Below are 15,090 nucleotides of genomic sequence, written 5' to 3'. Positions count from 1 at the left end.
CGGGCAGGTCGGGCGGGATCAAGATCACAACGGGGTCACACCCTCTTCACCCGCCGGCCGTGTCCCGGCACCCTCCCGTTCCTCCCCCGTCGGGCGCCCGGACGGCTAGCGCTTCCAGCCCACGTCCTGGAACCGCGGCCAGCCGAAACCGAACGCCCCGACCCCGACGACCCCGGAGCGCACCCCGACCAGCTCCGGCCGCTGGTACAGCGGCACCGAGTGGCCGAGCTGCCAGATCCGCACGTCCGCCTCCGTCAACAGGTCCAGCCGGGCCGCCGGGTCGAGTTCGGCGGCCGCCCGGTCGAACAGCCGGTCGATCTCCTCGGTGCCGCCGCGGCCGTAGTTGCGGCCGACCTCGGGCGCGCCGTCGGCGTCCGGCCGGGGCTTGGCGTACACGGCGCGCTGTTCGGCGGCCGGGCTGGGGCCGACCGGCCAGGAGAACAGCGCCAGGTCGTACTCCCCGGCGGTCAGCTGCTCCTCGACGAAGCTCTCGGCGGGGGCGGTGCGCGTCTGCACCGCGATGCCGTACTCGGCGAGGCCGGCGGCCAGGGCGTCGGCGGTGCGCCCGGCGGTCGCGGAGCCGGCCGGGACGAGCAGGCCCAGGGTGAGTTCCCGGCCGTCCTTGACCCGGATGGGGCCGCTGGCCAGCTTCCAGCCCGCCTCGTCCAGCAGCAGCGCCGGGTCCGCCGGGGCGGCCGCGGCGCTGTCGTCCCGGTAGCCCTCCTGGTCCGCGGCCAGCAGGTGGCTGCCGAGCGGGGCACCGGGCAGGCCGAGCGGGCCGAGCGCGGCCTCGGCGATCCGCCGCCGGTCGACGGCCCGGCCGATCGCCCGCCGTACGGTCGGGTCGGTGAGCGGGCCGCGGGTGGTGTTCAGGGTGAGCTGGGTGAGCGAGGCGGCGGACGCCCGGTGGACGGTGACCCCGGGCAGCGACTCGGCGCGCCGCAGCGCCAGCACGGCGGCTTCCGGCGGGGCGGCGGGCGGGGCGGCGGCCGGGGCGCCGGCGGTGGCCGTGGCGCTCACCGTGGGGGGCGCCGTAGGGGTCGCCGTGGGCCTGGCCGGCGCCGCCCGGTCCACGGCGGCGGTGAGCGGGGCGACGTCCAGCCGGTCCTGGTCCAGGGCGTCCAGCCGCCGCTCGGGCGCCGTCGCCAGGAAGTCGATCCGGTCGGTCCTCGGCCGGTCCCCCCACCAGAGCGGGTTGCGCTCCAGGGTGACCTTCCCGTCGTCGGCGTCGTAGCGGGTGAGCGCGTACGGCCCGGCGCTCAGGTGGCCGGTGCCGGTGAGCGCCCGGTCGAAGACGGTCGGCTCGGCGGTCTCGGCGGCCGGGTAGAGCGGTCCGAACAGCGCCCGCCACTCGGCGTAGGGCCGCCGGAAGGTCACCTTGACCTCGTGCGGGTCACTGCCCTGGGTGACCGAGTCGATGGCGTCGTACCCGGCCGCCCGGCCGACCCGGTAGGCCGGGTCCAGCCCGGACAGGGCGGCCCGCTGGGCGGTGAGGTCGGCGGCCGACAGCGGGGTGCCGTCACTCCAGACGGCGTGCGGGTTGAGCCGGTAGGTGACCACCTGGGGCTGCTGCCCGGGCGGGGTGGACTCGGCGCCGGCCAGGTAGTCCGGGTCGGGCACGAGCCGGCCGTGCTCGTCGGGCCGGAACAGCGAGGGGTACAGCGCGTGCGCGAGCAGCGCCGCGTCCGCGCCCGCCGCGCGCTGGTAGACGTTGAGCGTGGTCGGGACGCCGTCCAGTGCCCAGCGCAGCGTGCCGCCGTCCCGGACGGCGTCGCGGTCGGCGGGTCGGACGTCCCCGGTGGCGGCGGTGGGATCGGCCTGGGCCGGTGCGGCCGAGGGCCCGCGGGCCGGGCCGTCGGAGCAGCCGCCGAGACCGGCGGCGAGCAGCAGCGCGACGGCTGCGGCGGTGAGCTGGCGGACGCGCATGGCGGCCATCGAACGCCGCCCGCCCGGCCCGGCCGGTGCCGACACGGCGGGCCGCCGGGCTACTGCACCCGGACGGCCCTGTTCACAGCGCCAGCTCGAACCAGACGATCTTGCCCTTGGGCGTGCGGCGGCTGCCCCAGCGCTCGGCCAGCAGGCTGACCAGCTGCAGGCCTCGCCCGCCCTCGTCGGTCTCCTGGGCGCGCCGTTGGCGGGGCTGGGCGTAGCCGTCGTCCCAGACCTCGCAGACCATGCTGCGGTCGCGCAGCAGCCGCAGCCGGATCTCGCCCCGGCCGTGCTTGAGGGCGTTCGTGACCAGCTCGCTGACCAGCAGCTCGGTGGTGTCCACCAGTTCGTCCAGCCCCCGGGCGAGCAGCCAGCTGCAGGCCAGCTCGCGGGCCTTGGCGACGGAGGTGGGCTCGGGCGGCAGGAACCAGTTGCCGACCGCGTCGTCGGGGAAGGCGTGCACCTTGGCCATCAGCAGCGCGATGTCGTCCTCGCCGTGGTGCGGGTCGAGTTCGCCGAGGACGTGGTCGCAGAGGTCCTCGAGGCCCCGGCCCCGGTCGGCGAGCGCGGCCCGGAAGGCCCGCAGGCCCTCGTCCAGCTGGTGCTTGCGGCTCTCCACCAGGCCGTCGGTGTACAGGCCGAGCACGGCGCCGTCCGGGAGGGTCAGCTCGACCTCCTCGAAGGGCTCCCCCCCGACGCCCAGCGGCAGGCCGGGCGGCACGTCGAGCATCCGGGCGGGCTCGCCCGGGCTGAGCAGGACGGGCGGCAGGTGGCCGGCGTTGGCGAACACGCAGCGGCGGGTGACGGCGTCGTAGACGGCGTAGACGCAGGTGGCGAGGTAGACCTCGCGGGCCTCCTCGTCGGCCGTCGAGGTGAGCCGGCCGTACGGGGTGGGCGGGCCGGCCGGGACGGAGTCGTCGCCGAGGCCGCGGGCGATCTCGTCCAGCGCGCCGAGCACCTCGGCCGGGTCGAGGTCGAGCATCGCCAGGGTCCGGACCGCGGTGCGCAGCTGGCCCATGGCGACGGCGGCGCGCAGCCCGCGGCCCATCACGTCGCCGATGACCAGGGCGGTGCGGTTGCCGGGCAGCGGGATGACGTCGAACCAGTCGCCGCCCACCTCGGTGTTGTTGTTGCTGGGCAGGTAGCGGCAGGCGATCTCCAGGCCGCTGGCGGCCGGGTTGCCGGGGGGCAGCAGGCTGCGCTGGAGGATCAGCGCCCGCTCGTGCTCGCGGCGGTAGAGCCGGGCGTTGTCGATGCAGACGGCGGCCCGGGCGACGAGTTCCTCGGCGATCGCGACGTCGCGGGCGTCGAAGGGCTCGCTGCCGATCGCCCGGGAGAGCTGGACGAGGCCGAGCACCTGGTCGCGGGCGACCAGCGGGACGATCAGGGTCGAGCGCAGCAGCGGGTCGCGGCCGGGCTCGGGGACGACGCTGCGGCCGGTGCGCAGGGCCCGGGCGTGCGGGGAGCGGCGCGGGTAGCAGAGGGTGCCGCCGGCTTCGGCGATCGGCAGGCCGGTGACCGAGCCGAGCACCGAGGAGGCGCCGCCGATCACGCTGGAGACGGCGACCCGGCGCAGTTCGCCGCTGCCGTCGGTGAGCACGGTGTCGCCGAGCCGGCCGGCGCTGGGGACGGTCTCGCCGGAGAGCAGCGCGGTGTACAGGTCGACGGTGGCGAGGTCGCAGAACGGCGGGACGACGACGTCGAGCAGTTCCTTGGCAGTGGTCTCCAGGTCGAGGGTGGAGCCGATGTGCGCGCTGGCCTCGTTGAGCAGGGCGAGGTTGCGGCGCACGCCGTCGGCCTCGCGCTCGGCCACGTGCCGGCTGGTGACGTCGGAGACCTGTCCGGCGACCCCGATCGGCTGCCCGGCGGAGCCGTTGAGCCGGTACAGCGAGACGGCCCAGAGCCGGTTGCCCTCGCGGGTCGGGACGGCGCTGTGGAAGCGCAGGTCGAAGACGGGCTCGCCGGTGGCGAGGACCTTGCGCAGGGCGGCGGTGAGCCGGTCCGCCTCGGACGACGGGAAGAGGTCGTGGGCGGTGAGGCCCTCCAGGTCGGTGGGGACCAGGCCCATCCCGGAGGCGAAGGCGTCGTTGACCCGCTGCAGCCGGAGCCGGTCGTCGAAGAGCACGAAGCCGGTGGGCGTCTGCCCGAAGACGGCCTCGGAGGCGGCGAGGTCGGTCTCGATCCGGCGCAGCCGGCCGAGGTCGACGGCCAGACAGGTGGCACCCGCGGTGGGCAGGGCGCTGTCGGGCATCAGGTAGAGCTCGGCGAGGCCCTCGCCGCCGGCGGCGTCCCGGTACGGGGTGGTGCCGACCCACTCCTCGCCGGCCAGGGTGCGCTCCAGCCGGGTGCGGCCGCGCTGCCAGAGCTCGCGGGGGACGAAGGTGGTGATCGGGTCGGCGCCGACGGCCTCGACGGCGGGGACGCCGAAGAACTCGGCGGCGCGCTCGCTCCACTGGCTGATCCGCCCGTCGGGGCCGATCGCGAAGGTGGCGACCCGGATGTAGTCGTAGATCGAGCCCGGGTCCCCGGCGCCCCAGGGCCTGGGTTCGGCCGTGGGGTGGGCGCCGCGCACCGGGTCGGTTCCCCCCGGGACGGGCGGTCCCGCGGCTGCGGGCAGGTGTGGGGAACCGGCCTGCCCGGGCACAGCGGCATGACCGCTGCTGCTCGGCGCGTTCCGCGCCGGAGTGCTGTTCAACGGACCGACCCCTCCAACCCGCGACCGTCCGGATGTCGAGAAGACCGAGTATTCATCATCGAGGGGTACGTTCACACGCCCTCAACATCACAACATCAGATCGGGCGAAGGTTTTTGTCCTACCGCCCGCGCAACCACAATGCCACGCCCGCGCCCCCTGCCGGAGCGCGCGCTCCCCCAGGGCGCCCGATGGCATATGCAGCACTGTTCTCCTGCGGCTCTACTCGCGTCACTCGCCCGACTCATTACCCGGCAGGGCGAGCTCGAACCAGACCACCTTGCCGATCCCCTCGGCCCGGGCGCCCCAGTGCAGCGCCAGCCGGTGGACCAGCTCCAGCCCCCGGCCGCCCTCGTCGGCCTCGGCCGCGTGGCGCTCCCGGGGCGGGTCCGGCAGCGGGTCGGAGATCTCGACCAGCAGCGTCTCGCCGAGCGTCAGCCGGACCCCGATCGGGGCGCTGGCGTACCGGACGGCGTTCGTGACCAGCTCGCTGACCAGCAGCTCGGCGGTGTCGGTGAGGTCCTCCACGCCCCACTCGGCGAGCGCGGCGCGGACCAGCCGGCGGGCCCGGGAGACGGCGGTGGGCTCGGCGGGCAGGGTCCAGCCGACCGTCGGGGTGCCGGCCTGGCCGTGCCCGAGCCGGGCCAGCAGCAGCGCGACGTCGTCCGGCTCGCGGCCCTGCTCCATGGTGTCCAGCACCGCCTCGCAGGCGGCCTGGATGGAGGCGTGCGGGGTCTGGAGGACGGTGACCAGCCGGCCGAGGCCCACGTCCAGGTCCTTGTCCCGGGACTCCACCAGGCCGTCGGTGCACAGCGCCAGCAGGCTGCCCTCGGGGATCTTCAGTTCGACCGACTCGAACGGGACCCCTCCCACGCCGAGCGGGGCGCCGGAGGGCAGGTCGAGGATCCGGCCGACGCCGCCGGGCAGCGGGCCGCCGGTGCGGGTCGGCTCCACGGCCTCCTCCCCCGGCACCACCAGCACCGGCGGGATGTGACCGGCCTTGGCGACCGTCAGCATCGCCGTGCCCGGGTCGAAGACGGCGTAGACGCAGGTGGCGAGCAGCGCCTCGTCCGGGCCCTGGGCGAGGTCGTCGGCCAGCTCGTGGACGTGCCGCAGCAGGACGTCCGGGGGCAGGTCGAGGGCGGCCAGCACCCGGACGGCGGTGCGCAGCCGGCCCATGGTGGCGGCGGCCCGCAGGCCGTGGCCCATCACGTCGCCGACCACCAGCGCGGTGCGGTCGCCGGGCAGCGGGATGACGTCGAACCAGTCGCCGCCGACCTCGGTGCCGCTGCTGCCGGGCACGTACCGGTAGGCGACCTCGACGCCGGTGGGCTGCGGGACCTGCTGCGGCAGCAGGGTGCGCTGCAGGGTGAGCGCGGCGGTGCGCTCGCGGGCGTACAGCCGGGCGTTGTCCAGCGAGCTGCCGGCCCGGTCGGCGAGCTCGACGGTGAAGGCCAGGTCGTCGCGGTCGAAGCCCTCGCGGTAGCCGGCCCGGCTGACCAGCAGCAGGCCGATCACGATGCCGCGGGCGCGCAGCGGGACGACCAGCATCGAGTGCACGCCCAGGTCGTGGGCGGCCTGCATCTTGGGGTCGCCGGGGTAGGTGACGTCGTCCAGCTGGTCGGCGCCGGACAGCAGCTCGGGCACGCCGGTGCGCAGCACCCGGCCGCACGCGGAGTCCTCGGCGAAGGTGATCCGGGCGCCGCGGCGGAGCATCACCTCGACCTCGGGGCCGTCCTGGACGGAGGCGGTGCCGAGCTGGAGCAGCGAGGTGCGCCGGTCGTGGCCGTGCCGGGGGAGGTCGTCGCCGTGCGCGACGGCCTGGAGCAGGATCACCGCGGAGTGGTCGGTCAGCCGGGGGACGACGGAGCTGGCGAGCTCCTGGGCGATCCGGGCGGCGTCGAGCAGGTCGCCGACGCGGGAGCCGAACTCGTTGAGCAGGGACAGCCGGCGCCGGGCGTGCTCGACCTTGGCCACCGCCCGGTACCGCTCGGTGACGTCCATCACGGTGCCGGAGATGCCCAGCACCCGGCCGGAGCGGTCGGTCATCCGGCTGTACGAGATCGAGCGGTAGCCGGCCCGGGTGGTGACCGGGGAGGCGAGGGTGACGTCGATGACCGGCTCGCCGGTGGCCAGCACCTGGCGCTGGATCGCGGTGATCTCGTCGGCGGCGCGCTCGGGCAGGGTCTCGCCGGTGGTGCGGCCGACGTGGTCCGCCAGGGCGACCCCGTTCATCTCGGCCAGGGTCTGGTTGACCGCGGTGTAGCGCAGGTCGGTGTCCATGATGGCGATGCCCAGCGGGGACTGCTCGAACAGCGCGTCGCGCACCGCGAGGTCCCGCTCGACGGCCCGTACGGCGGCCGCCTCGGCCAGGTTGACCTGGAGGAACGGGGTGCCGTCGCCGTCCACCAGCAGGGAGATCCGGGCGTCCACGGCGACCGGCAGGCCGTCCCGGTCGCGCAGTTCGGCGTGGCCCGCCCAGCGGCCGTGCCGCAGGGTGTCCTGGACCGCCGTCCGGATCCGGGCGACCTGCTCCTGGTCCGGGATCAGCTCCTCGATCCGGCGGCCGACCAGCAGCTCGCTCGGCCAGCCGAGCAGTTCCTCGGCGGCCGGGCTCCACAGCACCACCCGGCCCGCGGTGTCCAGGATCGCGATGGCGACCCGCAGCATGTCCAGCAGGCTGCCGCCGGGCGGCGCGCCCAGGCCCTGCCGGGCGTCGGCCGGTCCGCCGGGGAACGGCCGGCCGGGGCGGCTGCGCGGGCCGGGCTGGACGCCGGACTCGGGGACGGCCAGGGTCGGCGCCGGCTGGACGGGCTGCGCGGCCCCCGGGCCGACGGGTTCGCCGCGCCGCCGGCCGGACGGCGGCTGCGGGGCGGCCGGTCGCGCGGCGCGGCGCAGTCGGGCGCGGGCCGCGGCGCCCCCCTGCCGCGCTCCCCCGCCGCCGTTCCCGGTACTCGACACCGACGGGGCCTCCGGCTCTGGTCGGGATCGGCTTCGCCGGCTGGGACGGCTCACCGACCGGTGACGAATAGTGCCGAAAAGTGACATACCCAGCAGGACCCAGGCTATCCCGGCCGCCGGGTCGTCTTGTCCGATTGACCTATCCGGCGGATTGCGCGTCGTCGGCCGCCGCGAGCAGCGCGACGACGTGCGGCAGCACCTCGCGGTCGTGCCCGATCCAGTCCACCCCGTCCAGCTCCGCCGGGGCCAGCCAGCGCAGCTCGTCGTGGTCCTCCAACGGGCTCGGCTCGCCGGCCAGCAGCTCGGCGGCCCAGAACCGCAGCTCCAGCCCCGGCCGCACCGCCCAGCCGCCGGGCAACCGCCGCAACGCCCGGGCCCGTACGCCCAGTTCCTCCAGCAGCTCCCGCTCCAGCGCCTGCGCCTCGGTCTCGCCGGGCTCGGCCTTGCCGCCGGGGAACTCCCAGCGACCGGCCACCTCGGCGGGGGCGCTGCGGCGGGCGGCGAGCACCCGGCCGGCCCGGATCAGCACGCCGCCGACGACGATCCGGGGCGGGGGCTCGACGGGGATCTCACGGGCCTGGTCCATGCCCCCGACCCTACGGGGCCGGGGCGGCGCCCTCGGGCTCGACCCAGTACAGCTGCTTGTGGCCGCGCGCCTCGAACTCGGCCGCCAGCCGCCGTGCCTCCGCCTCGGCCAGGCCCGCGGCGACCAGGAAGCGGTTGCCGTTGTCGTCCTGCCGCATCACCCGAAAGGTGCCCATGCCGGGAGGGTACCGGCACGGGTCCGCCGCGCTGCCCCGACCGCGGCGCCCCGGCCGCGGCGCCCCGGCCGGCGTGGGGGTCCGGCCGGGGCACACCGGTGACCGTACGGGCCGCTCGCTACCGGCAGGTACGGGCCGGGTTAACGCCGGGTAACCCGGCCCGCGGGCCCGAGGGCCTGCGGGCCGCGGAGCTCAGGCCCGCAGGTCGGGCGCCTGCTCGCCGGTGGACAGGCCCAGCGAGCGCCGGATGTCCACGCTGACCGGCACCGTCCGGGCGACCAGCGTCCGGGCCCGGCGCAGGTCGCCCGCCGGGTCGTCCCCGGTGGCGACGGCGTCCCAGGCGGCGGCCGCCTGGGACTGGGCCTCGGCCAGCTTGTCGACCTTCGGCTGGATGTCGGTCGGCCACTCGGCCGTCGGCCTGCGCAGCGCGGCGGCCTCGGCCCGGGAGGCGGTGGCCATCCGCCGGGCCCAGGCGCGGTACTCGGCCTCGGCGGTGGTCAGGTCCTTCTTCGGCTCGTCGCCGTAGGCCGTGTTGAAGCCCCGGATGGCCTCCAGGTAGGCCAGCTGGACGGAGGTCAGGCTGCGGCGGTCGGTCCGGACCGTCCCCAGGTGCTGGTCGTCGGGGTCCTCGAAGGCGCAGGTGACGTACCGTTCGCCGACCGCCCAGTTGCCCGCGCTCGGGTAGAGGTAGACGTCGTCCATGCCGTCCGGGACGGCCCACTGGTCCAGCGCGTAGTCGTCCAGCACCGTGCGGCACAGCGCGGCCGCCCGCTCGCGCACGACCGCCTCGCCCGGGTACCGGCCACCGGCGTCCGGCACCCGGGCGGTGCCGGCCACCTCGCCGTTGTGCCGCTCCGAGCAGGCCACCCGGCGCACCCAGTAGACCGTCTCGTCACCGTTCCCGTCGGTCTTCCCGGCCACCTCGGGCGAGGTGTAGCAGTCCCCGGCCTTCAGGGCCGACCAGCGGACCGCCCCGGCGGGCGGTTCCTGGGCGTACCGGCCGGGGCGGCCGTCCCGGACGGAGCCGAAGTCCCCCGCCCCCAGCGCGAGCGAGAGCAGCAGGGTGCCGACCGCCCCGAGCACCAGACCGGTCACCGCCATGCCGCGGCCGCGCTGCCCGCGGCGCTTGATCTGGGACAGCGCGATGATCCCGAACACCAGGGCCACCGGCGAGAGCAGGGTCAGACCGGTCGCCAGGGAGCCGACGGCGAAGCCGTTGGTCCGGGGCTCCGGCCGGGGGGCGTACGGCTGGTAGGGGTAGGGGCCGTGGGCGTACGGGCCGCCGGGGTACGGGCCGTGGGCGTACGGCGGGTACGGGTGCGGCGGCTGCGGGTTCGGGCGTGAACGGTCGGGCCCGGGGCCGGGCTCGGCGGAGGGCGCCGCCGAGGCCCAGCCGCCGGCGGGCAGCGGTGGAGGCGGTGGCGGGGGCGGGGCCTGCGAGGGGCCGGGGACGGGAGGCGCCGCCGGTCCGGGCGGCGCCCAGTCGGCGGGGGCCTGCCCGGTCGGACCGGTCGGCGCCGGCTCCGGCTCCGCCGCCACCCGGCCGGGCTCCTCGGCGGCCGCCGGCTCCCGCTCCCCGACGTCCGGCTCCTTGCGGAAGTCCACCCGCGGGTCCGGTCCCGGAACGGTGGGCGGCCCGGACTCAGGCTCGGACACGTGGACTCCCCCGACCCGCCGGGGCGGGCCTCGACTCGGTGCTTCGGCTGTGACACCGCCACCGGGCCGGCGCGGCCCGATCGAACGGTCGCGCGACTTTACCCGATCTTTCCGAAGGCCCGCCCGGCCGTCACCGCCCCGGCCCGTCGGCCCGGACCACGGCCAGGACCTCCCCGTGGAGCATCGAGAACCACCCGTCCTCGGCGGCGCTCCACTCCCGCCAGCCGTCCGCGATCCGCGCCAGCTCGTCCCGGTCCGCGAAGCCCCGCTCCACCGCCGTCCGGCCGAAGGCCGTGCCGGTCACCCGGTCCGCCCACAGTCCGCCCCACCACTCGCGCCGCTCGGGCGTCGCGAAGGTCCAGGTGCCGGTGGTCGCGGTGACGTCCGTGAGACCGGCCGCCCGGGCCCAGGACAGCAGCCGCCGACCGGCGTCCGGCTCACCGCCGTTGGCCCGGGCCGTCCGCCGGTACAGCGCCAGCCAGCGGTCCAGCGCGGGCGCCTCCGGGAACCAGGTCATCGACGCGTAGTCGACGTCCCGGGCCGCCACCAGCCCGCCGGGCACCGTCACCCGGCCCATCTCGCGCAGCGCGCCCACCGGGTCGGCCAGGTGCTGCAGCACCTGATGGGCGTGCACCACGTCGAACTCGCCGTCCCGGTACGGCAGTCGGTGGACGTCGGCGAGTTCGAACACCACATTGGACAGGCCGCGCCCGGCGACGTACCCGGCGGCCTGCTCCAGCACCTCGGCGGACGTGTCCACCGCCACCACCCGGCCGGTCGGGCCGACCAGCTCGGCCAGGTCGGCGGTGATCGTGCCGGGACCGCACCCGACGTCCAGCAGCGCCTGCCCGGGCCGCAGCCGGTCCAGCAGGTAGGCGGCGGAGTCGGCGGCGGTGCGGGAGCGGTGCGACCGCAGCACGGCCTCCTGGTGGCCGTGGGTGTAGGCGGCGGGCTGTGGTCCGGTCATGGGTCCCCCCTGGGGGCGTGGTCGGTGTTCCGTCGTGCCGTTTCCGCGACACCCCGACGCTACGCCTCATCCGGATGCCGAGAAGAACTGTCTCGCATCGCGGTCACCCGGCGTGTCGACCGCACCCGGCCGCCGTACCGTGGAGGCGCCCCGACCGAACGGCCCCGACAGAACGGTCCCGCCCATGCCCGGCCCCGGCCAGCGCCCCTTCGTCCTGCTGAGCGCCGCGGTGTCGCTCGACGGCCACCTCGACGACGCCTCCCCCGACCGGCTGCTGCTCTCCAACGCCGCCGACTTCGACCGGGTCGACCAGGAGCGGGCGGCCGCCGACGCGATCCTGGTCGGCGGCAACACGCTGCGCGCCGACAACCCCCGGCTGCTGGTCAACGACCCCGCCCGCCGGGCCGCCCGGGTCGCCGCCGGCCGCCCGGAGCACCCGCTGAAGGTGACGCTCAGCGCCGGCGGGGCGCTGGACGCCGACCTGCGCTTCTGGCACACCGGCGGCGCCAAGCTCGCCTACACCACGGAGGCCGGCGCGGCGGTGCTGCGGCCCCGGCTCGACGGGCTGGCCGAGGTGGTCCCGCTCGGCGCCGCGGTGGACCTCGGCGCGGTGCTGGACGACCTGGGCGCGCGCGGGGTGCACCGGCTGATGGTCGAGGGCGGCGGCGGGGTGCACACCCAGTTCCTCGCCCTGGGGCTGGCGGACGAACTCCAGCTCGCCGTCGCCCCGTTGTTGGTCGGCCAGGCCGAGGCGCCGCGGTTCGTCCGCCCGGCCGGGTTCCCGGGCGGCCCGGCCCGGCGGATGCGGCTGCTGGAGGCACGTACGGTGGGCGACGTCGTCCTGCTCAGGTACGCCCCGAAGGAGCCCGCGCCGTGAACCGCCCCGCGCCGAACCGCCCCGCCGCCACCGACCTGGACCACCTGCGCCGGGCGGTCGAACTCTCCCGCCGCTGCCCACCGTCCGGGACGGCCTTCTCGGTCGGGGCGGTGGTCGTCGGCGCCGACGGCGAGGTGCTGGCGGAGGGCTTCAGCCGGGAGGGCGACCCGCACGACCACGCCGAGGAGGCGGCCCTGGCCAAGCTCCCGGCCGGCGATCCCCGGCTGCGCGGGGCGACCGTCTACAGCAGCCTGGAGCCCTGCGGCCTGCGGGCCTCCCGGCCGGTGCCGTGCGCCCGGCTGCTGATCGCGGCCGGCGTACCGCGGGTGGTGGTCGCCTGGCGCGAGCCGGACCTGTTCGTCACCGACTGCCAGGGCACGGCCCTGCTGGCGGCGGCCGGGGTCGAGGTGGTGGAGCTGCCGGAGCTGGCCGAGGAGGCCCGGGCGGTCAACGCCCACCTGCTCCACTGATCTTTTGTATCATCGAGAAACAAAGAGCTCGCCTTTCCCCGCCCCCAGGAGTGTCCCCATGACCACCGCCCCCGTCCGGTTCACCACCCGCGCCCTCCTGCTCGACATGGACGGCACCCTGGTCAACTCCGACGCCGTGGTCGAGCGCTGCTGGACCCGCTGGGCCGAACGGCACGGCCTCGACCCGGTCGCGGCGCTCACCGTGGTCCACGGCCGCCAGGGCCACGCCACCATGGCCGCCCTGCTGCCGGACCGCCCGGTCGAGGTCAACCTCGCCGAGAACGAGCAGATGCTCGCCGAGGAGCGCGCCGACACCGAGGGCGTCGTCCAGGTCCCCGGCGCCGACGCCTTCCTCGCCTCGCTGGCCGACCTGCCGCACGCCCTGGTCACCTCCGCCGACCTGCCGCTGGCCCGGGTCCGGATGGACGCCGCCGGCCTGCCGATGCCGCCCGTCCTGGTCACCGCCGAGTCGGTCGGCGCCAGCAAGCCCGACCCGGAGGGCTTCCTCAAGGGCGCCGCCGCCCTCGGCTTCGCCCCCGCCGACTGCCTCGCCTTCGAGGACTCCGGCGCCGGCATCGCCGCCGCCCGCGCGGCCGGCATGCGCGTCGTCGGCATCGGCCCCCGCGCCACCGCCCACCACCCCGACGCCCTCGCCCCCACCCTCGAAGCCGTCACCGTCACCACCGCCCCCGACGGCACCCTGACCGTCACCGTCCAGGCCTGACCCACCCGCCGGCGGGGCCGTCGCCGTGCCACCCCGCCGGCGCAGGCGGCGGCAGGCCTCGGAGCCTGCACCACCACGAGAGCCGAACCGGCGGCACGGACACCGAAGGGGCCGGACTTCCCATGGAAGTCCGGCCCCCGGCACGGGAGTTGCGGAACCCGTCGGACGTTGGAGCGGAACCTTCAACCCAGAGCCATGCCCTCCGGAAACGTCGCACCGCCCGGCGCATCCGGCACACATGACCCCACCCGCACCGCCTGCGGGCGCCGTTGTGTACACATGGAACACTCGGTACGCTTGAGCGCATGACGCAGCCACTGCCCATAGAGTCCATCCGGGATGTGCGCGCACATCTGGCCGAGGTCGTGGAGCGGGCCGATCGGGACGATGTGCCCACGGTGATCACACGCCGGGGCAAGGAGGTCGCCGCCGTCGTCTCCATCGAGGTGCTGCGCAAGTACCAGGAATGGGAAGAGCGCGAGATCAACCGGATCATCGACGAGCGCATGGCCAACCCGGCTCCCGGCGTCCCGATCGAGGACATCATGAGGGAGACACTGGCGCGCGGTGAGTGAGTACCGAACCGTCTTCCGTCCCGAGGCGCAGGCCGAACTCCGGAAGATCCCTCGCGACATGGCGCTGCGCATCCTGGCCAAGCTGACCGAGTTGGAGAGCGACCCCCTCGGCTTCAACACCACCGCGCTCGTCTCCCAGCCCGAACGACGCCGCCTGCGCGTCGGCGGCTACCGGGTCGTCTACACGATCGACAACGGTGAGCTGGTGGTCTGGGTCGTTCACGTGGGACACCGGTCCACCGTCTACGAGACCTGACCGCCACTGACGCACCGCCGGATAGTCCGGCACCCGTCCAGCGCGGGGACGACGAAGGGGGCGGACTCGACCGAGTCCGCCCCCTTCCGGCCTGCGTGTCCGCCACGTCTGCGACGTGGCGTTCCTTCGCCTGCTCAGACGTTGAAGCGGAACTCCACCACGTCGCCGTCCTGCATGACGTACTCCTTGCCCTCGATGCGGGCCTTGCCCTTGGCGCGGGCGTCGGCGATGGAGCCGGTCTCGACCAGGTCGTCGAAGGAGATCACCTCGGCCTTGATGAAGCCCTTCTGGAAGTCGGTGTGGATGACTCCGGCGGCCTCGGGGGCGGTGGCGCCCTTCTTGATGGTCCAGGCGCGGGTCTCCTTCGGGCCGGCCGTGAGGTAGGTCTGCAGGCCGAGGGTGTCGAAGCCGACCCGGGCGAGGGTGGCGAGGCCGGGCTCCTCCTGGCCCATGGACTGGAGGAGTTCGAGGGCCTCGGCGTCGTCGAGCTCGATCAGCTCGGACTCGATCTTGGCGCTGAGGAAGATCGCCTCGGCGGGGGCGACCAGCGCGCGCTGGGCGTTCTTGAAGTCCTCGTCGGCCAGCTCGTCCTCGTCCACGTTGAAGACGTAGAGGAAGGGCTTGGCGGTCAGCAGGTGCAGCTCACGGATCGGGGTGGTGTCGAAGCCCGCCTCGAAGAGGGTCTTGCCGGTCTCCAGGACCGCCTGGGCGGCCTCGGCCGCGGCCAGCACGGGGGCGGTGTCCTTCTTGAGGCGCGCCTCCTTCTGGAGTCGCGGCAGGACCTTCTCGATGGTCTGGAGGTCGGCCAGGATCAGCTCGGTGTGGATGGTCTCGATGTCGTCCTTGGGCGACACCTTGCCGTCCACGTGCACCACGTCCGGGTCGGTGAAGGCGCGCACGACCTGGCAGATCGCGTCCGACTCGCGGATGTTGGCGAGGAACTTGTTGCCCAGACCCTCGCCCTCGCTGGCGCCGCGCACGATGCCGGCGATGTCGACGAAGTCGACGGTGGCCGGGAGGATCCGCTGCGAACCGAAGATCTCGGCGAGCTTGGCCAGCCGCGCGTCCGGGACGCCGACGACGCCCACGTTCGGCTCGATGGTGGCGAACGGGTAGTTGGCCGCCAGCACGTCGTTCTTGGTCAGGGCGTTGAACAGGGTCGACTTGCCGACGTTCGGCAGGCCGACGATTCCGATCGTGAGCGACATGAAGCGCAGTCCC

Annotated in this window: 13 protein-coding genes; 5 read left to right on the top strand and 8 right to left on the bottom strand. The window is 75.5% G+C overall.

Annotation, left to right across the window (positions count from 1 at the left end):
• Positions 1 to 105: 105 nt before the first annotated feature.
• The 7 genes from AB0O91_RS10405 to AB0O91_RS10375 all read right to left on the bottom strand — a co-directional run bounded on the left by AB0O91_RS10405 (position 106) and on the right by AB0O91_RS10375 (position 10,967).
• Positions 106 to 1,926, bottom strand: coding sequence for an ABC transporter family substrate-binding protein (locus AB0O91_RS10405; protein ID WP_363429988.1), 1,821 nt, complete (start codon positions 1,924 to 1,926; stop codon positions 106 to 108).
• An 82-nt stretch (positions 1,927 to 2,008) separates the two neighbouring features.
• Positions 2,009 to 4,501: a SpoIIE family protein phosphatase gene (locus tag AB0O91_RS10400; RefSeq protein ID WP_363429986.1), complete on the bottom strand. Its 2,493-nt coding sequence runs from the start codon at positions 4,499 to 4,501 to the stop codon at positions 2,009 to 2,011.
• A gap of 352 nt (positions 4,502 to 4,853) precedes the next feature.
• Positions 4,854 to 7,583 carry a SpoIIE family protein phosphatase gene (locus tag AB0O91_RS10395; RefSeq protein ID WP_363429984.1) on the bottom strand — a complete coding sequence of 910 codons (2,730 nt, stop codon included), beginning with the start codon at positions 7,581 to 7,583 and terminating at the stop codon, positions 4,854 to 4,856.
• Between the two features lie 139 nt (positions 7,584 to 7,722).
• Positions 7,723 to 8,169 (bottom strand): NUDIX domain-containing protein, encoded by a 447-nt coding sequence (locus AB0O91_RS10390; protein ID WP_363429982.1) that lies wholly within the window; start codon positions 8,167 to 8,169, stop codon positions 7,723 to 7,725.
• Between the two features lie 10 nt (positions 8,170 to 8,179).
• Positions 8,180 to 8,344: an SPOR domain-containing protein gene (locus AB0O91_RS10385; RefSeq protein ID WP_363429980.1), complete on the bottom strand. Its 165-nt coding sequence runs from the start codon at positions 8,342 to 8,344 to the stop codon at positions 8,180 to 8,182.
• Positions 8,345 to 8,536: 192 nt separating this feature from the next.
• Entirely contained in the window at positions 8,537 to 10,000 is a 1,464-nt protein-coding gene (locus tag AB0O91_RS10380) for a DUF4190 domain-containing protein (protein WP_363429978.1), read from the bottom strand.
• Between the two features lie 130 nt (positions 10,001 to 10,130).
• Positions 10,131 to 10,967 carry a methyltransferase domain-containing protein gene (locus tag AB0O91_RS10375; RefSeq protein ID WP_363429976.1) on the bottom strand — a complete coding sequence of 279 codons (837 nt, stop codon included), beginning with the start codon at positions 10,965 to 10,967 and terminating at the stop codon, positions 10,131 to 10,133.
• 184 nt (positions 10,968 to 11,151) lie between these two features.
• Here AB0O91_RS10375 and AB0O91_RS10370 point away from each other — a divergent pair, with 184 nt between their 5' ends.
• From AB0O91_RS10370 to AB0O91_RS10350, 5 genes are all read left to right on the top strand, one after another.
• The gene (locus AB0O91_RS10370; RefSeq protein WP_363429974.1) at positions 11,152 to 11,844 is read left to right on the top strand and encodes a RibD family protein; all 693 of its coding nucleotides are present in this window, start codon (positions 11,152 to 11,154) and stop codon (positions 11,842 to 11,844) included.
• A complete protein-coding gene (locus AB0O91_RS10365; RefSeq protein ID WP_363429972.1) occupies positions 11,841 to 12,314 on the top strand; it encodes a deaminase in 474 nt (157 codons plus the stop codon). Before AB0O91_RS10370 ends, AB0O91_RS10365 begins: the two co-directional genes overlap by 4 nt.
• Before the next feature lie 58 nt (positions 12,315 to 12,372).
• Positions 12,373 to 13,038 (top strand): HAD-IA family hydrolase, encoded by a 666-nt coding sequence (locus AB0O91_RS10360; protein ID WP_363429970.1) that lies wholly within the window; start codon positions 12,373 to 12,375, stop codon positions 13,036 to 13,038.
• A 305-nt stretch (positions 13,039 to 13,343) separates the two neighbouring features.
• Positions 13,344 to 13,613: a type II toxin-antitoxin system Phd/YefM family antitoxin gene (locus AB0O91_RS10355; RefSeq protein WP_228990445.1), complete on the top strand. Its 270-nt coding sequence runs from the start codon at positions 13,344 to 13,346 to the stop codon at positions 13,611 to 13,613.
• A complete protein-coding gene (locus AB0O91_RS10350; RefSeq protein WP_363429968.1) occupies positions 13,606 to 13,869 on the top strand; it encodes a type II toxin-antitoxin system RelE/ParE family toxin in 264 nt (87 codons plus the stop codon). The genes AB0O91_RS10355 and AB0O91_RS10350 overlap by 8 nt, the downstream gene beginning before the upstream one ends.
• Positions 13,870 to 14,003: 134 nt before the next feature.
• On the opposite strand, the gene ychF is transcribed toward AB0O91_RS10350, so the two are convergent.
• Entirely contained in the window at positions 14,004 to 15,077 is a 1,074-nt protein-coding gene (ychF, locus tag AB0O91_RS10345) for a redox-regulated ATPase YchF (RefSeq protein ID WP_363429966.1), read from the bottom strand.
• Between the last annotated feature and the right edge of the window lie 13 nt (positions 15,078 to 15,090).

It is taken from the genome of Kitasatospora sp. NPDC089797 (genome assembly GCF_040684795.1).
Lineage (GTDB): Bacteria > Actinomycetota > Actinomycetes > Streptomycetales > Streptomycetaceae > Kitasatospora.
The sequence above is the reverse complement of the archived record's forward strand: the minus strand, read 5'-3'. Positions and strand labels throughout refer to the sequence as shown.